At 69.8% G+C, this 21,949-nt stretch carries 19 protein-coding genes; 14 read left to right on the plus strand and 5 right to left on the minus strand.

What is annotated here, in order from left to right; genetic code table 11:
- Window positions 1-447 precede the first annotated feature (447 nt).
- Window positions 448-1,950, minus strand: coding sequence for a sulfatase family protein (locus AC6CH2_RS21210; RefSeq protein WP_498270947.1), 1,503 nt, complete (start codon window positions 1,948-1,950; stop codon window positions 448-450).
- 304 nt (window positions 1,951-2,254) lie between these two features.
- Here AC6CH2_RS21210 and AC6CH2_RS21215 point away from each other — a divergent pair, with 304 nt between their 5' ends.
- Complete coding sequence (locus tag AC6CH2_RS21215; RefSeq protein WP_498270948.1) at window positions 2,255-3,835, plus strand: CocE/NonD family hydrolase; 1,581 nt, start codon at window positions 2,255-2,257, stop codon at window positions 3,833-3,835.
- Between the two features lie 185 nt (window positions 3,836-4,020).
- Window positions 4,021-4,599 carry a hypothetical protein gene (locus tag AC6CH2_RS21220; RefSeq protein WP_498270949.1) on the plus strand — a complete coding sequence of 193 codons (579 nt, stop codon included), beginning with the start codon at window positions 4,021-4,023 and terminating at the stop codon, window positions 4,597-4,599.
- 95 nt (window positions 4,600-4,694) lie between these two features.
- On the opposite strand, the gene AC6CH2_RS21225 is transcribed toward AC6CH2_RS21220, so the two are convergent.
- Genes AC6CH2_RS21225 through AC6CH2_RS21235 form a run of 3 tightly spaced genes read right to left on the minus strand, consistent with a single transcriptional unit; the run spans window position 4,695 to window position 7,877 of the window.
- A complete protein-coding gene (locus AC6CH2_RS21225; RefSeq protein ID WP_498270950.1) occupies window positions 4,695-5,960 on the minus strand; it encodes a heme biosynthesis HemY N-terminal domain-containing protein in 1,266 nt (421 codons plus the stop codon).
- Window positions 5,961-6,017: 57 nt separating this feature from the next.
- On the minus strand, window positions 6,018-7,028 hold the full coding sequence (locus tag AC6CH2_RS21230; protein ID WP_498270951.1) for a uroporphyrinogen-III C-methyltransferase: 1,011 nt from the start codon (window positions 7,026-7,028) through the stop codon (window positions 6,018-6,020).
- 48 nt (window positions 7,029-7,076) lie between these two features.
- Window positions 7,077-7,877 carry a uroporphyrinogen-III synthase gene (locus AC6CH2_RS21235; RefSeq protein WP_498270952.1) on the minus strand — a complete coding sequence of 267 codons (801 nt, stop codon included), beginning with the start codon at window positions 7,875-7,877 and terminating at the stop codon, window positions 7,077-7,079.
- A gap of 97 nt (window positions 7,878-7,974) precedes the next feature.
- Between AC6CH2_RS21235 and AC6CH2_RS21240 the strand changes: the two genes are divergently transcribed.
- The 6 genes from AC6CH2_RS21240 to AC6CH2_RS21265 all read left to right on the plus strand — a co-directional run bounded on the left by AC6CH2_RS21240 (window position 7,975) and on the right by AC6CH2_RS21265 (window position 12,938).
- The gene (locus tag AC6CH2_RS21240) at window positions 7,975-8,433 is read left to right on the plus strand and encodes a YiiD C-terminal domain-containing protein (protein ID WP_435395200.1); all 459 of its coding nucleotides are present in this window, start codon (window positions 7,975-7,977) and stop codon (window positions 8,431-8,433) included.
- 48 nt (window positions 8,434-8,481) lie between these two features.
- On the plus strand, window positions 8,482-8,931 hold the full coding sequence (locus AC6CH2_RS21245) for a hypothetical protein (RefSeq protein WP_498270953.1): 450 nt from the start codon (window positions 8,482-8,484) through the stop codon (window positions 8,929-8,931).
- Window positions 8,932-9,097: 166 nt separating this feature from the next.
- A complete protein-coding gene (locus AC6CH2_RS21250) occupies window positions 9,098-9,535 on the plus strand; it encodes a rhodanese-like domain-containing protein (protein WP_498270954.1) in 438 nt (145 codons plus the stop codon).
- 173 nt (window positions 9,536-9,708) lie between these two features.
- The gene (gene secB / locus AC6CH2_RS21255; protein ID WP_435395197.1) at window positions 9,709-10,224 is read left to right on the plus strand and encodes a protein-export chaperone SecB; all 516 of its coding nucleotides are present in this window, start codon (window positions 9,709-9,711) and stop codon (window positions 10,222-10,224) included.
- A gap of 19 nt (window positions 10,225-10,243) precedes the next feature.
- Window positions 10,244-11,290 (plus strand): NAD(P)H-dependent glycerol-3-phosphate dehydrogenase, encoded by a 1,047-nt coding sequence (locus AC6CH2_RS21260; protein ID WP_498270955.1) that lies wholly within the window; start codon window positions 10,244-10,246, stop codon window positions 11,288-11,290.
- 106 nt (window positions 11,291-11,396) lie between these two features.
- Window positions 11,397-12,938 carry a hypothetical protein gene (locus tag AC6CH2_RS21265; protein WP_498270956.1) on the plus strand — a complete coding sequence of 514 codons (1,542 nt, stop codon included), beginning with the start codon at window positions 11,397-11,399 and terminating at the stop codon, window positions 12,936-12,938.
- Between the two features lie 197 nt (window positions 12,939-13,135).
- Here AC6CH2_RS21265 and AC6CH2_RS21270 read toward each other — a convergent pair whose 3' ends face one another.
- Window positions 13,136-13,753 (minus strand): porin, encoded by a 618-nt coding sequence (locus tag AC6CH2_RS21270; protein WP_498270957.1) that lies wholly within the window; start codon window positions 13,751-13,753, stop codon window positions 13,136-13,138.
- A gap of 366 nt (window positions 13,754-14,119) precedes the next feature.
- Between AC6CH2_RS21270 and AC6CH2_RS21275 the strand changes: the two genes are divergently transcribed.
- The 6 genes from AC6CH2_RS21275 to AC6CH2_RS21300 all read left to right on the plus strand — a co-directional run bounded on the left by AC6CH2_RS21275 (window position 14,120) and on the right by AC6CH2_RS21300 (window position 21,947).
- On the plus strand, window positions 14,120-14,878 hold the full coding sequence (locus AC6CH2_RS21275) for a 2OG-Fe(II) oxygenase (RefSeq protein ID WP_498270958.1): 759 nt from the start codon (window positions 14,120-14,122) through the stop codon (window positions 14,876-14,878).
- Between the two features lie 211 nt (window positions 14,879-15,089).
- Window positions 15,090-15,869, plus strand: a complete 780-nt coding sequence (locus AC6CH2_RS21280; RefSeq protein WP_498270959.1) for a peptidoglycan-binding domain-containing protein — start codon at window positions 15,090-15,092, stop codon at window positions 15,867-15,869.
- Between the two features lie 216 nt (window positions 15,870-16,085).
- Window positions 16,086-18,329: a TonB-dependent receptor gene (locus AC6CH2_RS21285; RefSeq protein WP_498270960.1), complete on the plus strand. Its 2,244-nt coding sequence runs from the start codon at window positions 16,086-16,088 to the stop codon at window positions 18,327-18,329.
- Window positions 18,326-19,054 carry an ABC transporter ATP-binding protein gene (locus tag AC6CH2_RS21290; RefSeq protein WP_498270961.1) on the plus strand — a complete coding sequence of 243 codons (729 nt, stop codon included), beginning with the start codon at window positions 18,326-18,328 and terminating at the stop codon, window positions 19,052-19,054. The genes AC6CH2_RS21285 and AC6CH2_RS21290 overlap by 4 nt, the downstream gene beginning before the upstream one ends.
- Window positions 19,051-20,454 (plus strand): ABC transporter permease subunit, encoded by a 1,404-nt coding sequence (locus AC6CH2_RS21295; RefSeq protein WP_498270962.1) that lies wholly within the window; start codon window positions 19,051-19,053, stop codon window positions 20,452-20,454. The genes AC6CH2_RS21290 and AC6CH2_RS21295 overlap by 4 nt, the downstream gene beginning before the upstream one ends.
- Window positions 20,451-21,947, plus strand: a complete 1,497-nt coding sequence (locus AC6CH2_RS21300; protein WP_498270963.1) for a DUF3526 domain-containing protein — start codon at window positions 20,451-20,453, stop codon at window positions 21,945-21,947. The genes AC6CH2_RS21295 and AC6CH2_RS21300 overlap by 4 nt, the downstream gene beginning before the upstream one ends.
- Window positions 21,948-21,949: the final 2 nt, after the last annotated feature.

Raw genomic sequence — 21,949 nt, forward strand, 5'->3', positions numbered from 1 at the left:
TAACTTTCTCGTCCAAAGCAACAAAAGAAAGTCACCGAAGAAAAGTGCTTCTTCCTGCTAGGACATCAGCCCGCACGATCGAAGCCGACGCAGGGATGCTCCAGACAGGCCATCCCTGGCCTGCCTGCGCACGGCCCGCCTCCCTGCGGGCCGTCCTACGGGTCTGCTTTTGACCGGCAAAGCGACAAATCAAAATCTCCGCAACCGCAACCGCAACCGCAACCGCAACCGCAACAACAACAGCAACAGCAACAGCAACAACAACGCATCGGCGCCGAACCTTCTGTGCGTCAGCGACTGCGGTGCAGTCGCCGCAACGCCCTTTCGATCGTTCCCGAACGCTTCCTTCTCCCGCTTGCGGGAGAAGGTGGCCCGAAGGGCCGGACGAGGGCGACATCCGATCGATCGCCCTCATCCCAACGGCGGAAGCGCGAGACGCTTCAGGCCTCAGGCCGGCGGCGCGCCGCGGCTGGTGCCGGGGAGGTATTGCGGCGGCCACACCGAGCTCGGCGGGGCGGTGCCCTTGGCCCGCATCTGCGCCTGCAGTTCGGCATCGAGTACGAGTTGCTGCATCGCGAAGGCCGGGTTGCCGGCGAGGTTCGTGTTCTGCTGCGGGTCGGCGACCAGGTCGTACATCTCCCAATCGCCGCCCTGGCTCGGGTCGGTCGCCGATCCGTACACCGCGTACGTCCACTGCGATGAGCGAATCGCGCGGATCAGGCTCGGGCCGTCGCCGGCGATGTCGTCGTAGGTGTAGTGCACGTAGTCCTGCACCGAGCTGCTGCTGCCGTCGAGCACCATGCTGAGGTCGGTGCCGACCAAGTCGGGGAATTGCCCGCTCACCCCGAGCAGGCTGGCCAGGGTCGGCAACAGGTCGACCGAACTCGCCAGGGCCTGGGTGGTCTGCGGTTGCGGCCAGGCGATCGGGTTGGAGAACAGCAGCGGTACATGAATGGCTTCGTCGTAGGCGTTGACGAATTTCTCGACCATGCCGTGCGAGAGGCCGAGTTCGCCGTGGTCGGCGAAGCGCACGATCAGGCTCTGCCGGATCAGTTCGCTGCCCATCGCGTCGAGCACCTGCTGGATCTGCGAATCGACGTACTCGACGAGATACGCATAGAAGTCGACGAAATCCTGCTGGCTGGCCTGGCCTTCGCTCATCTGGCTCCAGGTGAAGCTCGATTGCGCGCGCGGCTTGGTCGCCAGGTCTTCGCCGGCATTGGCCGGGATCGGCGCATCGCTGAGGCTGTAGACATTTTGGTCGTAGAAGGTCGCGGCCTCGTTCAAGTAGCCCAGGTGCGCGTCGTGCGGATTGACCAGCGACACCACCAGACAGAACGGCCCGGCCGGCGGTGCCTGCAGGAAGGCGCGGGCGTCGGCGACGTAGCGCTGGTCGTTCTGGTTCGGTTGCGCAGGCTGGCCGGGTGGTTGCAACGGCTGCAGGGGGATCAGGGTGCCGCCGCCGAGGTAGGTGGTGCCGAGGTTGAGGCCGGCGTCGTTCGGGTCCCAGCTCTGGAAGCCCCAGGGCTGCAGGTCGCTGCTCAGGGTGCCGGGTTCTTCGCCGCCGAGCAGGTGCCACTTGCCGATCCAGTAGCAGTCGTAGCCGGCGGCCTTGAGCACGGTGGCGAGGTTGGGCACGCCGTCGGGGAAGTACGGTGGCAGCGGCACGTCCGGCAGCGGCAGGGCCCGTCCGCCGGTGGTGGTGCAGCCGGTGCGCGCCGGGTACTGGCTGGTCAGGAAGGTCGCGCGGCTCGGCGAGCACATGCAGGCGCCGGTGAAAGCGTTGGCGAATTCGATGCCGTTGGCGGCGAGTTGGCGCATCGCCGGCATCTTCGCCGCGAGCGTGGGCTGATAGGCCGCCGGCCATTGCAGCAGGCTGCGTTCCTGGTCGGTGACGATCAGGATCAGATTGGGCTTGGTGCCGTTCGCAAACAGATCGCTCAGGGCCATGACGGTCGCTCCGTGAAGTCCAAGCTCAAACGGGCGATGCCGCGCGCTCAGGCCGGGACATGCGGCGGCGCGACGCCGAGCCGTGATCGCGGTCACGCATGACGGTGCGCGAGGCCGGGGGCGGCTCGATCGCCCTGCTGACGCCCGGTCGTTCGGACGTTCCGTGACCGGCGTCGCCCGGGTTCACGAAAGTCGGGTTGCGGGCGCTGAGCCCTCGTCCATGCGCGGTGGTACGGTCGTTGCGCAACAACCATACGCAAACGTATCCAATCGTGCCGATCAATCCTTGGGAGGGGATGAACTCATGCGCAGAATCTGGTCGTGGTTCGTGTCGTGTCTGGCTTTGTTCGTCGTCGCGCTGCCAGCGGCGGCGGGCGGCTTCACAGGCAGTTACCAGCGCATTCCGGGCTGGGATGGGGCCGAAATGGGCGCCTTCGTCATGGTGCCCAAGGACCAGGGACCGGGTCCGTTCCCGCTCATGGTGATGCCGGCCAGCTGGGCCGTGCCGAACCTGGAATACGTCGGCCGCGGCGGTATCCTCGCCAGCCAGGGCTATGTGGTGGTCAGCTACACCTCGCGCGGGTTCTGGGACTCGGCCGGGCAGATCGACATCGCCGGGCCGGGCACCGTCGAGGACGTCAGCTCGGTGATCGATTGGGCGCTCGCGCACACGCCGTCGAACCCGGCGCGGATCGGCGCCAGCGGCATTTCCTACGGCGCCGGCATCAGCCTGCTCGCGGCCGAGCGCGACCCGCGCATCAAGGCGGTCGCGGCGCTGAGCGGCTGGGCCGACCTGGAAGCCTCGCTGTACGCCAACCGCACCGTCAGCCAGCAGGGCGCAGCCTTGCTGGTGGTGGCCGGCAACCTCACCGGCCGGCCCGGCCCGGAGTTGGCCCAGGCCAGCGCACGCATGGCCTTCGGCGACTTCGACGGCGCCGTCGCCGGCCTGCTGCCGGTGATTCCGCAGCGCAGCCCGGTCACCGAGGCGGCGGCGCTGAACCGCAACGGCACCGCGGTGCTGCTCGCCAACGCCTTCAACGACAGCCTGTTCACCCCGGGCCAATACATCGACTTCTACAACGGCCTCAGCGGTCCGAAACAATTGCTGTTCACTCATGGCGACCACGCCACGGTCGAAGCGCCCGGCGCGCTCGGCCTGCCGAACGAGATCTACGACGCGGTCGGCCGTTGGTTCGACCATCACCTCAAGGGCGCGGCCAACGGCGTCGATCGCGAATCGCCGGTGCGGCTGAAGTCGCAGGACGGCGACTGGCGCGGCTATGCCGACTGGAACGCGGTGCAGCGCGGCGCGACCGTGTATGCATTGAGCCGGCCGACCGGGCTGCTGGCGCCGACCGGCGAGTTGTCGAGTTCGCCGAGCACCGGCTGGAACCATTCGATCCTGACCGGCTTGCCGACCGTCGCCGATTCCGGCGTGGCCATGATCAGCGGCTTCCTGCAGTCGTTGCAGGTCGCGCCGCAAGCCTCGATCCCGCTGGTGCTGCGAGCCGGCGCCGCGGTGTGGTCGTCGCCGACCTATTGGACCGGCAAGCAGCTCAGCGGCATGCCGCAGTTGCGCGTCACGGTCACGCCGACGCAGTCCGATGTCACCTTGTTCGCGTACCTGTACAGCGTCGACCTGCTCGGCAACGGTTCGCTGCTGAGCCATAAGCCGTACTCGCTGCGCGGGGCGACGCCGGGTGTGGCGAAGACGATCGACCTGCGCATGGAAGCCACCAGTTGGGACATCCCGGCCGGCCGCAAGCTGGTGCTGGTGGTCGACACCATGGACCCGCGCTACACCGCGGCGACGCGCATCGGCGGCTCGGTCGGCTTCAGTTCGCCGGCGTCGAACCCCTCGACCCTGACGGTGCCGTTGCGCTGAGGCTTCGCGCTCGCGCAGCCCGCGACAACGGCGCCCCGGGGCGCCGTCGTCGCATCGGCGCCGCGCTTGCGCTGCCTTCGCCGCCCGCTAGGATGAGCTCGAAGGAACGCGAGCAAGGCGCAGGCGCGCAATGGCGATCCGCGCCGTCGCGCCGTCGACGCACCAGGCGAGCGAAAGGGAAGGCGATGCCGAGCTTCAATCCGTACGAAGCGCCGAAGAGTGCGCTGATTCATCCGTTCCGGGACGCCGCCGGGCGCGCCGGTGAACAGGCCGGTCCGTGGCGAGACGGCAAGGACCTGGTGGCGCAGCGCCACGGCGAGCTGCCGGCGCGTTGCGTCAAATGCAATGCCGAGGCGAAAGCGCCGAAGCTGCAACAACGCTATTACTGGCATCACCGCGGCTGGCACCTGCTGATCCTGTTCAACCTGGTGATCTACGTGATCGTGCGGGTCGCGATCAGGAAGAGCGCGCGGCTCGACGTCGGGGTCTGCGCCGAACATGCGCGCAAGCGTCGGGTGGCGATGTGGGCGGTGGCCTTGCTGCTGTCGGCCAGCGTAGCGACCTTGCTGGTCGCGATGAACCAGCGGCTCGGCGGCGTGGCCTATTTGTCGAGCCTGGCCCTGCTGCTCGCGGCGATCGCGGTCGGCCTGTTCAAGGCCCGGTTGCTGTATCCCAAACGGATCGACGAGCGCTATGCGCGCTACGCCGGGTGCGGCGAAGAGTTCCTCGCCACCCTGCCGAGTTTCGGCGACAACGATCGCTGAGTGTCGGCGCCGGCCGGAGCGCATTCGGCCAGAAAAACGGCCGCTGCGAAGGCGGCCGTTTTCGTGGTGAACCATCGGCCCGCCGAGCTCGCGGCTCAACCGCGCAAACGCGGCATGCCGTGCTCGTCGCGTTCTTCGATCACCGCCTCGTCGAAAATTTTCTGCCGCAGGTCGCGGCCGGGCAGTTCGGTGGCGGCTTCGCCGCGCGCGGCGCGCAGGGCGTTGACGTAACTCAGGCGGGCGCGGTTCTCGTCGCCGGCCTGGGCGTAGCCATGGCCGAGTTCCTCCCAGGCCTCGCTGTTCGCGCCCTGGGCGAGCGCGCGATGCAGGTAGGCCTCGGCCTGCGGCCATTGGCCCTGAGCGCGGGCGATCCGGGCCAGGCTGACCAGCAGCCCGGGGCTGCCCGAGTGCGCCTGCAGCCAACGCTCGGCATGGGCGCGGCGCGCGTCGAGGCGGCCGATCGGCAGGCGGCCGTACAGCGCCGCCAGCGATTCGTCCCATCGCGTGTCGAGCGCCTGTTCGAGGCTCTTGGCGGCGGCTTCTTCCCAGCGCAGCGCAGCGGCGCGCTCGGCGTAGGCGGCGACCGCGGCGGGCTCGCTCTTCAGCGGCTTCGGCAGGGTTTCCCAGTGGTCGGCCAGCACGTTGGCGTCGGCGGCTTCGCGCAGCGCGGCCTCGGCCCAGGCCGCTTCCAACCGGGCGAGGCGTTCGGCCGGCCACACGCCGTGCTGGCGCAGCGCGCCGAGCAGGCCGTAGGCCTCGCCGGCGCGGCCGAGCGCGGCCAGGGCCTGCGCGCGCAAGGCCAGGCCGCGCGGCGGCAGTGGTTGCACGTTGGCGGCGTCGAGCGCGGCCAGCGCATCGGCGGCGCCGCCGTCGGCCAGGGTGGAGTCGGCCAGGGCGAGGTCGGCGACGGCGAGCGCACGCGCGACCGGGTAATCGGCGGCGAGCGCATCCAGGTGGCGGCCTGCGGCGGCGGCATCGCCGCGCGCGTGGGCCGAGCGCGCGGCGGCGACTTCGGCGATCGCCGCCACATCGCGGCTGCGCGCGGCCTGGGCGAGCGATTTCTCGGCGCGCGCCCAGTGGCCCTGGTGCAAAGCGTCCAGGCCGTCGATCAATCGCGCGCGCGCCTGCTTCTTGCGATGGCGGCGCATCGCCACGAACGGCAGGCTGATCACCTTCCACACCAGCCACAGCGCGAGCAGGCCGCCGATCAGGGTCAGCAAGGCCTTCGGCAGATTGGTGACGTAGTCGATGCCGCCGTAGGTGACCACGACTTGGCCGGGGTCCTGCACCAGCAGTTGGGCGACGAGCGCGCCGGCCAGGGCCAGGACGATCCAGAACAACAGATTGCGGAACAGATTCATGTGCGGCAGCTCCTTATCGCGCCAGCGTCCGGATCGGGTGTCGGCGGCCCGGCCGGTTCATTGGGCCGTGCGCAACTGGCGCAGCTGTTGCAGGGTCGTGCCCAGGGTCGGCACCGACAGCGAAAGCGGCAGCGCGGCCAGTTCGCGCAGTTGCGCGAGTTGGCGGTCCTGGGCCGGCGAGGGCGGCGACAGGCGCCGCACCCAGCTTTCGGCGCGCTTGAGCGCGGTGCGGTAGCCGTCGGCGTCGCGCCGTTCGGCCGCGGCGCGGGCCAGCGAGATTTCCAGTTGCAGGCCGGCCAGCGCGGCGGCGCGGTCGCTGGGGTGGGTGGCGACGGTGCGGTCGACCGGGCGGGTCTCGATCAGGGTGCCGAAGGCGCGGCGCCACCACGGCGCCAGCGCCGGCGCGGCCGTGCTGGGGCGCTCCGGCGGCAGGCTCAGGGTCTGCGCCAGCGCGTCGAGCTTGGCCATCGCCTGCACCCGCGGTTCGATGCCGAGCTCCTTGAGCGCGGCGGTTTCCTGCAGCAGGGTCTGGCGCAGGCTCAGGTAGGCGGGGTCGTCGACGCCGTCGAGGACGCCGCCGGCCAGCGCGTAGGCGCGGCGCGCGCCTTCCAGGTCGCCGGCGATCTGCAGGCGCTGCTGGCCGAGGGTCAGCAGCAATTCGGTCTCGTCCAGGCGCATGGCCTGGGCGCCGTGGCGGTCGGGGTCGGCGAGCTTGGAGACGCTGTCCTCGATCAGCGCCGCGCGCTGGCCGATGCCGTGCAACTCGTCGCGCAGAACCCGGTTGGTGGTGTCGGCCTGGGCGATGCGGCGGTTCTGCGCGTCCTGGTTGGTGCGGATCGTGTCCAGGCGCTCGCTCAGCGCTTCCAGGCGCTGGCCGGCGTCGGCCTCCGCGGCGCGGTCCCGGGCCTGCCGGTTCTGCCATTGCTGCCAGCCGTACCAGGCGCCGCCGCCGGCGATCAGCAGCACGATGAGCAGCCAGAGCCAGCCGCTGGAACCGCGGCGCGGCGTCGGCGAGGCGGAAGCGGGAGATGCGGGAGTCGTGGACACGGTATCGAGGGGGGCGTTCATGGCCCGGCCATGCTACCGGATCGGTGCATCAAGACTGCCTTGACGCGCTCAGGACGCCGGCGGCGGCCGCTCCGGGATCTCGCCGCCGGCGAGCGCGGCGCAGCCGGCCAGCAAGTCCTGCGCGCGCGGCCCGGCGGCCAGCTCGACCTCGCCGAAGCCGAGGCTGCGCGCGAGTTCGGCCAGGCGCGCGCTGGCCGCGCTGACGTGCGCCCGGCGCAGGCGCGCGACCGCTTCGTCGGGCAATTGGGCGAGTACGCGTTGCAGCGCTTCGCCGCTCGACAGCGGCAACCACAGCGGACCGTCGGCACCGAGCAGGCGCGCGATCTCGAATCGCGACAACGCGCCCGGCTCGCGCACGTAGATGTCGGCGCGCAGCACGCGCGCGCCGCGCGCTTGCAACGCCGGCGTAAGCACGCCGCGTCCGCCCGCCGCAGTCAGCAAACCGAACGCTTCGTCGTCGAAATGTTGCAGTTCCGCCAATGCGAGCAGGCCTTCGCTGTCCATGCGCTGCGGCCACCGCACCTCGTCGATGCCGAGCTCGCGTAAAGCCGCGGCGGTGCCCGCGCCGACCGCGTACCAGCGCTGGCCGGCGCGCGCCGTCAGCGACGGTTGCAGATCGCGCAACGCGCGCGCCGCGGCGGGGCTGGTGACGAGGACGTGCGGCGCCGCCAATGCTTCCGATAACGCACGCCGGGAGGCCGAATCGTTCTGCGTGCGTACCGACCATGGCGAAAGCTCGATCAATCCGCCGCCGTACTGTGCGGAGATACGACGAAGTTCTTCGTGATCGCCGCTCGGACGCAGTGAGATCACGTACCATCCCGGCGGTTGTCGCAGCTCGCGGCTCATGCGAACAGCTTCGCACAGCACCGCCGATCGCTGCACTCGCCGGTGGCCGCCGTCTCCGACGCGACACTCAATACTCCCCCGAACTGCAATGCCTTCGATGACTTCCGACGCCGCTCTGCAACGCCTTCATCAACACTACCAATCGATGCCGCCGGTCGCGGCCATGCAGGTCAACATCGCCGGTTACGACGGCTCGCGCCTGCGCCTGCACGCCCCGCTGTCGCAACACGTCAACGACAAGGGCTGCGCCTTTGGCGGCAGCCTGGCCTCGATGATGACCCTGGCTTCCTGGGGCGTGATGTCGCTCGGCATCGAGCAGGCCGGCCTCAAGGCCGAGGTGTTCGTCGCCGACAGCCAGACCCGCTACCTCGCGCCGCTGTTCGCCGACCTGGACGTGCACGCCGAGCTCGCCCCGGGAGCCGACTGGGACAGCTTCCTGACCACCCTGCGCGAGCGCCGCCGGGCCCGCACCTCGCTGATCGCGCGCGCGCTGCTGCCCGAAGGCGGGATCGCGACCGAGTTCACGGCGCGCTACGTGGCCATCGCTAAGCCCTGACGCGGACGGTAGGATGCACGCCGAACGTCCTTTCCGCCGGAGTCCGCGATGCGCCCGCTTTCGAACAGCTCGCTCCTGATGCGCTTGCTGCAGCTCGCCCTGGTGTTGTCGTGGGTGGCCGCGCTCAGCGGCTGCCAGACCACCGGCACCCAGAACAACAAGATCAGCGAGACCCAGTACGCCTACTCGGCGGCGATCCGCTGGGGCGACTTCGAGGGCGCGGTCAACCTGATCGAGCCCAAGCTGCGCAAGCAGCAGGCGCCGACGCCGATGCAACTGGAGCGCTACAAGCAGATTCAGGTCTCCTCCTACCGCGACGTCGGCACCGAAATGGATAAGGAAAAGGGCACCGCGGTGCGCCTGATCGACATCGGCGTGATCAACCGCCACACCCTGGCCGAGCGCACCGTGCGCTACACCGAGGCCTGGACCTGGGACCCGGAAGCCAAGACCTGGTGGCTGGTCAGCGGCCTGCCGGACTTCTGGGCCGGCCAGTAAGGGCGCGCCCGGCCGCCCGCTCCGGGCGACCCGTTCGGGCCTCGCTTTTGCGCCGCCGCGCGCGCTGGGCGACAATCGCCGCCCGTTCGGGCCTGCGCGAGTCCGATTTCGCCCGCCCGACTCTGTGAGCCCGAACCTGTGAGCCCGACCCTGTGAGCATGTCCCCGTGAGTCTTGAAGAACTGCTGGCGTTCGCCGGCCGCCACCTGTACCTGTCGCTGGGCTTCGCCGGCCTGACCGTGGCCATCGTCTACACCGAGATCGCGCGCCTGTTTCGCGGCTACAAGGCCCTGCGCCCGGCCGAACTGACTGCGCTGATCAACCGCGACAACGCCCTGGTAGTCGACCTGTCGGCCAGCACCGAGTTCGAGAAGGGCCACATCCCGGGCAGCCGTTCGGTCCAGCCGAGCCAGTTCGACCCGGAAAGCAAGCTGCTCGCCAACGCCAAGGCGCTGCCGGTGGTGGCGGTCTGCCGCACCGGCCAGGCCTCCGCCGACGCCGCCAAGCGCCTGAAGAAGGCCGGCTTCGAGCAGGTCTACTGGCTCGACGGCGGCATCCAGGCCTGGCAGCAGGCCGACCTGCCGCTGATCAAGGGCCGCGGCTGAGCCCTGCCGCGGCGGAGCGAACCTGTCGCGCCAGCGCCACGGGCGTGGCCTAGACTGCGCCCCATCCACCCTCGATAGCCGCTGTGCGTGATCCCGGTCCGGGGGTTTGGTCCCGGTCCGCGCGAGCGGGCATAATCGACCTCTTTTCTGAATTCCGCTGGGGAGTCACCCGAATGTCCGAAGAAAACGTCAACGGCGCCGTCGCGCCGGCCGAAGCCGCAACCGGCCCCGCGTTCACCGTCGAGAAGATCTACGTCAAGGACGTCTCCTTCGAGGTGCCCGGCGCTCCGGCCGTGTTCGCCGAAGCCGCGCAGCCGCAGCTGCAGCTGAACCTGTCGCAGAACGTGCAGCGCGTCGGCGAGAACGCCTTCGAAGTCGTGCTCGGCGTCACCCTGACCTGCAGCGCCAACGACAAGCCGATGTACCTGGCCGAAGTGAAGCAGGCCGGCGTGTTCGGCCTGATCGGCTTCGACGCGGCGACTCTCGACGCGATGCTCGGCACGCACTGCCCGAACGTGCTGTACCCGTACGCGCGCCAGCTGGTCAGCGACCTGATCCAGGCCGGCGGCTTCCCGCCGTTCTTCCTGCAGCCGATCAACTTCGACGCCCTGTACGCCGAAGGCGTGCGTCAGCGCGGCGCCCAGTCCGAAGGCGGCCTGGCCGACGCGGAAACCGCGGGCAACGCCTGAGCGCCGGCTCGCTTCGCGCATGAGTCAGGATCCGTCGCCGGCGGTTGCGCCGAAGCCACGCGTGGCGGTGCTCGGTGCCGGTTCCTGGGGCACCGCGCTCGCCGCACTGATCGCCCGGCACGGTCATCCGACCGTGCTGTGGGGCCGCGACGCCGAGGGCGCCGCGGCCATCGACACGCGGCATGAAAACCCGCGTTATCTGCCCGGCATCGCCTTGCCGGACTCGCTGCGCGCGACCACCGACCTGGCTCTCGCCCTGCGCGAGGCCGATCTGGTCCTGGTGGTGGTGCCCTCGCACGCCTTCGCCGAAACCCTGCGCCTGCTTGCGCCGCACCGTCCCGCTCGCGCCGGGGTGGCCTGGGCGACCAAGGGTTTCGAGCCCGGCAGCGGCCGTTTCCTGCACGAAGTCGCTACCGAAGTGCTCGGCGACGAGGTCCCGCTGGCGGTGGTGACCGGTCCTTCGTTCGCGAAGGAAGTCGCGCAAGGCCTGCCGACCGCATTGACCGTGCACTCCGACGACGCCGGCTTCGCCCAGAGCGTCGCCGACGCCCTGCACGGGCCGGCCTTCCGCGCCTACACCGGCGACGACATGCTCGGCGCGGAACTCGGCGGGGCGATGAAGAACGTGCTCGCGGTCGCCACCGGCGTCGCCGACGGCATGCAGCTCGGCCTCAACGCGCGCGCCGGCCTGATCACTCGCGGCCTCAACGAAATGCTGCGCCTCAACCAGGCCATCGGCGGCCAGCCCGAAACGCTGATGGGCCTGGCCGGCCTCGGCGACCTGGTGCTGACCTGCACCGGCGATCTGTCGCGCAACCGCCGCCTGGGCCTCGCCCTCGGCCGCGGCCAGTCGATCGAGGACGCGGTGCGCGAGATCGGCCAGGTGGTCGAATCGGTGCAGACCGCCGATGAGGTGATGCGCCAGGCCGAACGCCACGGCGTCGAACTGCCGATCTCCAGCGCGGTGCGCGCGGTGCTGCACGGCGAGATCACCCCGGCCGACGGTCTGCGCAAGCTGCTTTCGCGCGAACAGAAGCCCGAATACCCGACCGACCTGTTCGGTTGAGTCGCAACGCCTGCGCGGTCGCCGGCGTCGCCGCCTTCACTGTTGCATCCGCCGCGCCGAGCGCGCGGCGCCCCACTGCCTCGAACCCTCCGGGAAAGGAACTCCTATGCCTCGTATGCGGGCCGTCTGGCCGCTCGTGTTGTCCCTGTTGTCGCTCCCGGCCTTCGCCGCCGCGCCGCCTTGCGGCAGCTATGCGACCGACGATTCCAGCGATCGCCTGATCTTCGAGGGCAGCCGCGTCGAGCTGCGCGACCAGGACGGCTTCCTCTCGGATTTCTCGCCCTACGGCTACCGGGTCGAAGGCGACACCCTGTGGCTGCGCTCCGGCGACAGCAACCTGCTCAAGACCTACCGCATCGAGAGCGACGGCCGCCTGGTCCAGCAAGCCGATCGTTTCGACAGCGGCGGCGCGGTCTACAAGCAAGTCGCCAAGGGCCAGTGCCAGCCGGCGAGCACGCCGGTCGTGGCGGTCGCGCCGCTCGAAGGCAAGGAACGCGGCGACGACCAACGCGATTGCGCGCTCGGCGACGTCCAGTCCTGCGTCGCGGCGATCGAGTACGACCACCGCCTCGCACCGGCGCAACGCGCGGCGAAACTGGAACCGCATTGCCGCCGCGACCGCAGCGCCTACGCCTGCAAGCAATGGGTCAAGGCGCTGAGCGCCGGACAGGACGGCGACCCGGTCTACATGTTCCGCACCGAGCGCGTACCCGAGGCCGGCCTGGCCGTATTGCGCCTGTCCTGCCGCGAGATCGGCAACGGCGAGGCCTGCGCCGCCCTGGCCGATCAGCAATGGCTGGCCGGGCGCTATGCCGATGCGCGCGACAGCTTCGCCTTCGCCTGCGACGGCAAGCGGTCCAAGGACGCCTGCAAGCGCGTGCGGGAGTTGAACGGACTGGCCCTGAGCAACGACCCGCCGCGCCAGTCGCCGCGCCAGCCCTGCGGCAGCTACGCCTCCGCCGACAGCGAATCGAGCCTGTTCGGCCTGTTCCGGTTCGGCGACGGCCAGGGTGCGAGCGTCTCGGAAGAAGGCGAGTTCGATCTGCGTTATCGCCTGCGCGGAGACGAAGTGCTGGTGCGCCACGACAAGGGCGACGATTTCGTGCTGCGCTGGCTCGACGCCGACACTCTGGTCGGCATGGACGACTGGACCCGCTACAAGTCCTACCGGCGCAGCGAGCCGGCGCAGTGCGAGGCCATCGCGATGCCGGTGGCCGGCAAGCCGCTCAGGGAAACCCCGTACCGGGTCGACCACTGCGCCTTGACCGATCCCGGCGGCGCCGCAGCTTGTTGCGCGAAGGGCTCGATGTCGGCCTGCATGAGCGAAGGCCATATGGCCGCGCTCGCCAACGACTGGGCCAAGGCCGCGCGGTCCTACGACAAGGTCTGCGCGATGCACGTGCGCGAAGGCTGCGGCAACCTCGTCGCCGCTTACCACGATACCGGCGACGACACGCTGCTCGCCGGCATCCGCAAGGTCTGCGCCGACACGCCCGATTCGGTGGCCTGCGAAGAACTGCAACTGGCCAGCCCGCAGCAGGTCGAACAAAAACGCCTGGAGCGCGAGATGGCCCGGGAACTGCAAAAGATGCTGCAGGAAGGCGAGAAGGACGACGAGGCGCCGCCGGCGCCCGAGGGCGAGCGCTGAGTACGGGTCCGGTGCGTTGCGATCGGCAGCGAACGGGCTTCGCGGCAGGCGGGCGCTGACGCGTCGCGGCAGCGATGCGGCCGCTGACGGCGCGGCAAAAAAAGAGCCCGGCCTTTCGGCCGGGCTCGATCGCGACGTTTCGGGGGAGAGAGAGACGGATCGCGGTGTTGCGGAATACTTATCGGTAGCGCTTTCTATCAGAAGCTGAAGCGCGGGCCGATGAAGAATTCCTTCTCGCCGCCGTCGATGAACTTGGCGTCGGCGGTGATGCCCCAGTTCTGGTTGAACTTCACCAGGGTGCCGATACGGCCGTAGAACTTGCCGTCGTAGTGCTTGTCGTAGTCCTGGTAGCCGGCGAAGGCATAGCCTTCCCAGTTCGGCGCCAGGGTGCCGTTGACGCCGGCTTCGACGCTGCCGCCCTTGAGCTTGTACTCGCCGAACGAATCGAAGTCGGCCTTGTTGTTCTCGTAGGCGATGCGGGTCACCAGGTCGACGCGCTTGCTCAGCTCGTGGTTGTAGCCCACGCCCAGGCGCCAATGATCGACATCGTGGCCGGGAATGCGGACGTTGCCGAACACCGCATCGTTCCAGTTGTACGAATCGGTCTTCTGTTGGTTGTAGCTGCCGAACACATGGAAGTTCGGGTGGAACGCATACGAACCGCCGATGGCCCAGCCGTCGGCGTCGGAGAACCTGTTCTCGCCGTCGGTCTTGGCATAACCGGCTTCGGCGTAGGTGTAGGACACGCCTTCGGCCGCGGAAGCTGCGAACGGCAGGGCGGCGGCGAGGGTCAGGGCAAGCAATGCACGCTTCATAAGGTCTAAGCCTCTTTATTGGTTTTATTCCGAAGCCTCGCGCCTCGGTATGAGGCGTCCGTGTGGATTCGGTGTGCGCAGTATCGGCATCGCGCATCAATCGAACCTGAATTTTGCGTGCCTTTTTACAGGAACTAAACGTTCTGCTTACGGTACTTGGACATTCTCCTAGGCCGTAAGTCACGGATTTTTTCGCTTGGTTCAGCTCGCGGCGACGCAATCTGGCTCGCGCCTGAATGTTTTGTTCCGCCGCATTCGGCAAAGCCGCGGTGTCGCATCGGCGCGCGGTGCAAGAAACGGATATCGCCGCGCGCGATCGCGAGCCGAGAATGCGATCGACCCGACTGCCCGGCGCAAGCCACGACCATGACGTTTGTCATCGATCGCCCCACACGTCCGGCGCCGCCGGACGAACCTTCCGCCCTTGACGAACGCATCGGCGGCCTGGACTGGACGGCCATCGCCGCCGATCTGGACGCCGGCGGCCATGCGTTGCTGCGCTCGTTGTTGAGCCGCGAGCAATGCGAGGCCATCGCCGCCGGCTACGAGGACGAAGCGCGTTATCGCAGCCGCGTGATCATGGCCCGGCACGGTTTCGGCCGCGGCGAATACCGTTACTTCCGTTATCCCTTGCCCGGGTTGGTGGAAGGTTTGCGCCAGGCTTGCTACCCGCGGCTGGCGCCGATCGCGCAGCGCTGGAACGAGGCGATGGGGATCGGGGTGGCGTATCCGCCGCGGCTCGACGACTTCCTCGCGCGCTGCCATGGCGCCGGCCAGACCCGGCCGACGCCGCTGCTGCTGCGGTACGCGAGCGGCGATTACAACTGCCTGCATCAGGACCTTTACGGCGAACACGTGTTTCCCTTGCAGGTCGCGATCCTGTTGTCGCAACCGGAGCGCGATTTCGAGGGCGGCGAGTTCGTGTTGACCGAACAGCGCCCGCGCATGCAGTCGCGGGTCGAGGTGGTGCCGCTGCGGCAGGGCGACGCGGTGGTGTTCGCGGTCAACCAGCGGCCGGTGCGCGGCGCACGCGGCCATTACCGGGTGGCGATGCGGCACGGGGTCAGCCGCCTGCATTCCGGCCGGCGGCATACGTTGGGGCTGATCTTCCACGACGCGCACTGAGCGCGAGCCGCGGCGATCGCGCGTGCGGTGTTGCAGGAATGAACGACCCCGGCGTGACCGTGTTCGCACGGTGGCGGCGTTGGCTAGGACATCGCGGCCCATGCGCCGCGACGACGCGACGATGACCGCTCGCGGTGCGCGCCCGGAGGCGCGCGCCGACGCCGGAGGCTTCGCGCGTCCATGGACGTAGTCGCCGTCAGGGAGTCAGCTCATGGCATTGCACGAACAAGCGTATATCCGTCGCGAACTGGAGTTTCCCGGGCCCCTGAGCAGTGGGGCGAGCGGAGTCGGCGCGCGGCGCATCCAGGAATGGCTGGGGTTTCACGGCAACGGCACGCCGATCGACGGCAAGTTCGGCCCGGCCACCAACCGTGCCGTCGGGGCTTTCGCCGAGCGCAAGCGCCTGAACTATGCCGGCAGCCTGACTCAGGAGGTCTGGGCGGCGTTGACCGAACCGATGGCGCGGGTGGTCGGTTTGCCGGCGAGGGCGCCGAACAAGAGCTATCCGCAGCTCGTGCGCTGGTTCGCCGAGCAGCACCTGGCCGAGCATCCGGTCGAGCTCGGCGGCGCCAATCGCGGGCCGTGGGTGCGCATGTACATGAAGGGCGGCGAAGGTGAGGCGATGCTGTGGTGCGCCGGCTTCGTCAGCTTCGTCATGCAGCAGGCCGCCGAGAAGGCCGGCCGCGCCGCGCCGATCGCCGGCAGCTTCGGTTGCGACGAACTCGCCCGCCAGGCGAAGGCGGCCGGGCGCTTCGTCGCCGGCAAGAACGTCGCCCACAACGGCGGCTTCGGCGCGCTCGGCGCCTGCGGCATCTTCCTGGTGCGCAAGACCGCCAGCGACTGGGTCCACACCGGTTTCGCCTTCGACGGCGGCGAGGAGAGTTTCCTCAGCATCGAGGGCAACACCGACCACAAGGGTTCGGCCAACGGTTTCGAAGTCGCGCGCCGCACCCGCCGCACCGCCGCCAACGATTTCATCCGCCTGGCCTGATCGCGGCGATACCTCGCCGCGCTGCGCATCGCGATCCACGACCCCGCCTGCGCTCCGCCGGCCAGACCGGCGGAGCGGCTTCGCTGCGTCCACGCCGATCCGCCAGACGAAATCCCGACGGGGCGTATTGACGCGCCCTCGACCCCGATTTACATTGCCGCGTAGATGAAATGATATATCGTTTCATTTCACATTCGGCATGGGGCGAGGATCACAGTGAGCGCAGGCAAGCAGGGCAGCCGGGCAGGTGCGGCGTACTTCGGGCGGATGACGCTCGCATCGGCTTTGGCATCGGTGGCGTTGGCGCCGCCGGCGGCGGCACAGGAGGCCGCCGGCGGCGCGGCGGCGACCCTGCTCGACACGGTCACCGTCGAAGGCCGGGGTGCTGCGGTCGCGCCGCTCGACACCCCCAACGCCACCGGCTCGCGGCTCGGCCTGACCGCGCGCGAAACCCCGGCGATGATCGAGGTGCTGGGCCAGGACACGATCCAGGCGCGCGGCCTGCGCGGCAGCGTCGACGCGCTCAATGCCGCACCCGGCGTGCTGGCCGGACAGTTGCCGTCGTCGCCGGGCATGACCTCGATGCGCGGCTTCACCGGCGGCGCCATCGCCCTGCTCTACGACGGCGTGCGCCAGACCGCGGCGCCGTTGGTGACGCGCGACTTCGACAGCTGGAGCTTCGAGCGCATCGAGGTGCTCAAGGGCCCGGCCTCGGTGCTGTACGGCGAGGGCGCGCTGGCCGGCGCGATCAACCTGGTGCCGAAGCGGCCGCAGCTTGGCGACAGCGCTGTGGACGCCCGCGCCTTCGAGGCCATGGCCGGCTGGGGCCGCTTCGGCAGCCAGCGGTACGCGGTCGACGCGAACTTCCCGGTCGGCGACCGCTTCGCCCTGCGCACGGTGGCCAGCCACCGCCGCGGCGACGGTTACCTCGACGACACCGCCAGCGAGGCGACGTCGGCGACGCTGGCCGCGCGTTGGCGCCCGAGCGAGGCGCTCGACATCGATCTGGCCCTCGATCACTACGAAGACGACTACGACACCGCCTACTGGGGCACGCCGCTGGTGCCCCGCGCGCTCGCCCGCGATCCGAGCGGGCTGGTGCGCAGCGGCAACGATTACGTGCTCGACCGCTCCCTGCGCAAGCGCAACTACAACGTCGACAACGGCGTCCAGGACGCGCGCAGCGACTGGCTGCGCTCGCGGGTCCACTGGCGGATCGGCGACGGCCTGCGCTTCAGCAACGAGTTCAGCTACTACGACGCCAAGCGGCGCTGGATGAATTCCGAGACCTACACCTATAACCGCCGTAGTGGCCTGCTCGATCGCGGCATCACCCGGATCGAACACGAGCACCGCTTCTGGGTCGAGCGCGCGACCCTGTTCTCGGAGCACCTGCTGGCCGGGCGGCGCAACCGCGCCTCGGTCGGAGTGGAGTTCAGCGACGGCGACTTCTTCGTGATGCGGCGCTTCGGCACGACCGGCGCGGTCGATCCGTTCGCGCCGGCCCGCGGCCGGTTCTCGTTCGAGGACGACGCGCGCAACTTTCCCGGCGCCGGCAACCGCGTCGACTTCGACTCGACCACCCGCGTCGCCTCGGTGTTCGCCGAAGACGCGCTCAACCTGACCCCGCGCTGGCTGTTGCTGGCGGGGCTGCGTTACGACCGGATCGAACTCGAGCGCAGCATCCGCGACCTCAACACCGCCGCGCTGACCCGCTTCGAGCGGCGATACGAGCCGCTGTCGTGGCGGCTCGGTACGGTGTTCGACCTGAGCCCGAAGGCCCAGCTGTTCGCCCAGTACAGCGAGGCGGTCGCGCCGGTCGGCAGCCTGCCGCTGCTGTCGCTGGCCAACTCGCGCTTCGAGCTGACCCACGGCCGCGCCGTCGACGCCGGGATCAAGAGCAGCTTCTGGCAGGACCGCGTGGACCTGAGCCTGGGCGGCTACTGGATCGAACAGGACGACATCGTCACCCGCGACCCGGCCAACGCGAATCTGTCGGTGCAGGGCGGGCGCCAATCCTCGCGCGGCATCGAGCTGTCGGCGTCGGCGAAGTTGAGCCGCGGCCTGCGCCTGGACGCCGGCTTCGCCGCGCTCGATGCGCGCTTCGACGAACTGCGCGAAGCCGGCGGCGTCGACCGCGCCGGCAAGGTTCCGCCGAACGTGCCCGAACGCGTCGCCAACCTGTATGCGAGCTATCGCTTCGAAGCCATCCCGCTGACCCTCGGCGGCGGCGTGCGCCACGTCGGCGCGTTCTACACCAACAACGCCAACAGCATCCGCGTCGCCGGCCACGAGGTCTGGGACGCCTCGCTCGCCTACCGCCTGCCGTTCGGCGAGATCGCCCTGCACGGGCGCAACCTCGGCGACGCCTTCTACGCCGACTGGTCCGGCGGCGCCGCCGACCAACTGGTGATCGCGGCGCCGCGCAGCGTCGAACTGACCTTCCGGGTGACCCTATGAGCCTGCTCGAAACCCGCAGCGATGCGCTGCGCCTGCATGCGGTGCGCAAGGACTTCGGCGCGCGCCATGCGCTCGAGGCCTTGTCGCTGGCGATCGCGCCGGGCGAGGTGTATGCCCTGCTCGGGCCGAACGGCGCCGGCAAGACCACCACCTTGAACCTGATCCTCGGCTTCCTGAGCCCGGAGTCGGGCCATATCGACGTCGCCGGCGTCCGCGTCGACCGCGATCCGCTCGCGGCGCGGGCGAAGATCGCCTATCTGCCGGAAACGGTGATGCTGCACCCGAGCCTCGACGCGATCGAGAACCTGAGCTATTTCGCGCTGCTCGGCGGGCGCCGGCTCGACGAGGCGCAAGCGCAGGCGCTGCTGACCGAAGCGGGCTTGCAGGAAGAAGCGCACAGGCGCCGCGCCGCCGGTTTCTCCAAGGGCATGCGGCAGAAGGTCGGGCTGGCGATCGCGCTGGCCAAGAATGCGCAACTGTTATTGCTCGACGAACCCACCTCGGGGCTCGACGCCAGCGCCGCCAACGATTTGTCGCAAGGCGTGCGCGCCGCGGCCAGGCGCGGCATCGCGGTGTTGATGGCGACCCACGATCTATACCGGGTCAAGGACGTGGCGCATCGGCTCGGCATCCTGCGCGCCGGGCGGCTGCTGGTCGAGCGCCACACCGACGAACTGTCGGCGACCGAGATCGAAGCCCTGTACCTGGAGCAGCTCGCCGCATGAGCGCGTCGCTGACCGGTTACGAATGGACCCTGCTGCGTCGCGACCGCCGCGCCTGGTGGGCCTTGCTGTGCCTCGGCGCGCTGGTGCTGCTGGCGTTCGCGGTCAATCTGGATGCGCTCGCCACGGCCAATGCGGCCAAGAGCGAGATCGCCCGCGCCGAACGCGCGCGCTGGCTCGGCCAGGGCGAGAAAGACCCGCATTCGGCCGCGCACTACAGCATCTACGCGTTCAAGCCGACGCCGGTGCTGGCCGCGCTCGATCCCGGCGTGGAGCCCTTCGTCGGCCAGACGGTCTGGCTCGAAGCGCACGTGCAGAACGACATGCTGTACCGGCCGCAGGGCGAGGCCTCGACCTTGCAGCGAGCCGGCCTGGTCAGCCCGGCCGGCCTGCTGATCGGCTTCGCGCCGCTGGTCGCCTTCCTGCTGGCGTTCACCGCGGTGGCGATGGACCGCGAGCGCGGCACCTTGCGCCTGGCGCTCGGCGCGGCGATCCGGCCGCGCGCGATCGTGATCAGCAAGGCGCTGGCGATCTGGACCGCGCTGGTGCTGGTCCTGCTGCTGCCGGTGACGCTGGTCGCCGCCGCATCGACCTTCGTGCTGGGCGCGTTCGATCTCGACACGGCAACCCGCCTGGCGTTGTGGGCGCTGGCGATGGCGTCGTACCTGGCCTTGCTGACCGCGGTCGGCATCGCCGTGTCGATGCTCGCCGGCAGCGTGCGCGCGGCCCTGGCCGTGTTGTTCGGTCTGTGGATCGTGTTCGGCCTGGCCTTGCCGCGCTGGGCCAACAGCGCGGTCGACAGCGCGCAGCCGCTGCCGTCGACCCAGTCGATCAAGCAGCGCCTGATCGACGAAGCGCCGGCGTTCTGGACCGCCGAGGACGCCAAGGCCAACCAGGCCAAGCTGCTGGCGAAGTACGGCGCGGCCAGCAAGGACGAGCTGCGGGTCGATCTGCGCGGCGCCGAACTCGATCTGAGCGAGCGCCATTCGCATGCGGTGTTCGACCGCGTGCTCGGCGGCTTCTACGATCGGGTCGAGGCCCAGGACCGCAGCTACGCACTGCTCGGCCTGTTGTCGCCGATGGCGGCGATGCAGAGCCTGTCGCCGGCCTTGGCCGGCAGCGACTTCGTCCATCACCGCCGCTTCGTCGACGGTGCCGAGCGCTATCGGCGCGAGCTGGTCAATCGGATGAACCAGGACGTGATGGCGCATCCGCTCGACGGCGAGGGCGCGCGCCATACCAACGATGTGTCGCTGTGGGCGCAGATCCCCGAGTTCCGCCATTCGGTGCCGCGCCTGGCCAGCGCCTGGGGCGTGAGCAGTCCGGCCCTGCTGGCGTTGCTGGCCTGGTGCGCGGCGGCGCTGGCGGCGCTGGCCGTGGCGGCGCGGAGGATGCGCCCATGAGCGCCGCCGTCGATATCGGTTTCGCCGCGCTGTGGCGTTGGGAACTGCGCCACGTCGGCCGCAACCGCTTGCTGTGGATGGTGATCGGCCTGCTCGGCGCGGCGATGCTGTGGGGCGCGCTGAGCGGCGCCGCGCTGCATCGCGGCCAGAACGAGGCGATCGAACGCAGCCGCGCCAGCGACGCGGCCTGGACCGCGCAGATCCGCGAACGCGCGCGCCGGTACGCCGAGCCGGCCGAGAGCGAAGTGCCGTATTGGCAGGACCCGACCGATGCGGCCGGCTTCAGCCGCTATTTCCTGCGCGCGCACAGCTACAAGCCGCACCTGCCGCTGTCTCCGCTCGCGGTCGGGGTCAGCGACCTGATGCCGGGGCGGCTGCCGGTCAAGCTGGAAACGCCGTTCGGGGTCGAGCCGGTGTACGACTTCGAAAACCCGCGCGGGCTCGGGTTGGGACGCTTCGACCTCGGCTTCGTGCTGGTGTACCTGCTGCCGATCGCGGTGGTGCTCTTGGTCGGCCTGCTCGCCACCTTCGAGCGCGACCACGGCATGTTGCGCCTGATCGCCGCGCAACGGGTCGGCCCGCGGACCTGGCTCGGCGCCCGCGTCGCCGCGATCCTCGCCTGGCTCGCGCCGGCGACGGTGCTGCTGGCGACCGTCTCACTCCTGGCCGCAGGCGTCGATCTCGCCGCGGCCTGGCCCGAACTGATCGCGTCGGCGGTACTGGTGGTGGCTTACCTGTCGTTCTGGGCCGCGCTGGGATTCGTCGTGGTTTCGGCCTGGCCCAGCGCCGCCGGCGCGATCAGCCTGATGAGCGCGGTGTGGGCCCTGCTCGCGATCGGCCTGCCGCTGCTCGGCAGCGCGCTGGCGACCCGGCTCGGCGACGCGCCCCCGCCGGTGGCCTATGTGGATGCGCAGCGCCGCACCAACGACGCCATCGCCGAGCAGCGCGATGCGATCGTCGCCGCCGCGTTCCGCCGTTCGCCGACGCTCGCAGCGGCCACCGAACGGGTCGCCAAGATCGACTACGCCACCCGCATGACCTTCCTCGCCCCGGAACTCGAACGACGCCTGCAGCCGCTGCGCGAGCGGCAACATGCCGCGCGCGAGTGGCGCGCCCGGGTCTCGGACTGGGCCGGTTACCTCGCGCCGCCGTTGGGGCTGGAAGCGGCCCTGGCGGTGCTCGCCGGCACCGATGCCGCGCGTCATCAACGTTTCGAACAACAGACCCGCGACTATCAACTGCGCTTGCGCGAATGGTTCTACCCGCGCATCCAAGGCCAGATCGCCGCGCCGACGCCGCGCACGGTGGCGAACAGCTACGGGCGGATGAACTTCGCCGAGTACGACGCAATCCCGGCCTACCGCGGCAGCGAAGCGCCGTCGAGCGCGCGCTTGCTCGCGGTGCTGCCGACGATCGGCTGGCTGTGCCTGCTGGCGGGGCTGCTGACCGCGCTGGCCTGGCGGCGCCTGCGCCGTTGGCCGACGGAGCTCTGAGC

It is taken from the genome of Lysobacter sp. GQ73, from assembly GCF_059758755.1.

Coding starts and splice junctions, on each gene's coding strand:
- AC6CH2_RS21210 (WP_498270947.1), bottom strand. CDS start 1,950: ATGGCCCTGAGCGATCTGTTTGCGAACGGCACCAAGCCCAATCTGATC.
- AC6CH2_RS21215 (WP_498270948.1), top strand. CDS start 2,255: ATGCGCAGAATCTGGTCGTGGTTCGTGTCGTGTCTGGCTTTGTTCGTC.
- AC6CH2_RS21220 (WP_498270949.1), top strand. CDS start 4,021: ATGCCGAGCTTCAATCCGTACGAAGCGCCGAAGAGTGCGCTGATTCAT.
- AC6CH2_RS21225 (WP_498270950.1), bottom strand. CDS start 5,960: ATGAATCTGTTCCGCAATCTGTTGTTCTGGATCGTCCTGGCCCTGGCC.
- AC6CH2_RS21230 (WP_498270951.1), bottom strand. CDS start 7,028: ATGAACGCCCCCCTCGATACCGTGTCCACGACTCCCGCATCTCCCGCT.
- AC6CH2_RS21235 (WP_498270952.1), bottom strand. CDS start 7,877: ATGAGCCGCGAGCTGCGACAACCGCCGGGATGGTACGTGATCTCACTG.
- AC6CH2_RS21240 (WP_435395200.1), top strand. CDS start 7,975: ATGACTTCCGACGCCGCTCTGCAACGCCTTCATCAACACTACCAATCG.
- AC6CH2_RS21245 (WP_498270953.1), top strand. CDS start 8,482: ATGCGCCCGCTTTCGAACAGCTCGCTCCTGATGCGCTTGCTGCAGCTC.
- secB (WP_435395197.1), top strand. CDS start 9,709: ATGTCCGAAGAAAACGTCAACGGCGCCGTCGCGCCGGCCGAAGCCGCA.
- AC6CH2_RS21260 (WP_498270955.1), top strand. CDS start 10,244: ATGAGTCAGGATCCGTCGCCGGCGGTTGCGCCGAAGCCACGCGTGGCG.
- AC6CH2_RS21265 (WP_498270956.1), top strand. CDS start 11,397: ATGCCTCGTATGCGGGCCGTCTGGCCGCTCGTGTTGTCCCTGTTGTCG.
- AC6CH2_RS21270 (WP_498270957.1), bottom strand. CDS start 13,753: ATGAAGCGTGCATTGCTTGCCCTGACCCTCGCCGCCGCCCTGCCGTTC.
- AC6CH2_RS21275 (WP_498270958.1), top strand. CDS start 14,120: ATGACGTTTGTCATCGATCGCCCCACACGTCCGGCGCCGCCGGACGAA.
- AC6CH2_RS21280 (WP_498270959.1), top strand. CDS start 15,090: ATGGCATTGCACGAACAAGCGTATATCCGTCGCGAACTGGAGTTTCCC.
- AC6CH2_RS21290 (WP_498270961.1), top strand. CDS start 18,326: ATGAGCCTGCTCGAAACCCGCAGCGATGCGCTGCGCCTGCATGCGGTG.
- AC6CH2_RS21295 (WP_498270962.1), top strand. CDS start 19,051: ATGAGCGCGTCGCTGACCGGTTACGAATGGACCCTGCTGCGTCGCGAC.
- AC6CH2_RS21300 (WP_498270963.1), top strand. CDS start 20,451: ATGAGCGCCGCCGTCGATATCGGTTTCGCCGCGCTGTGGCGTTGGGAA.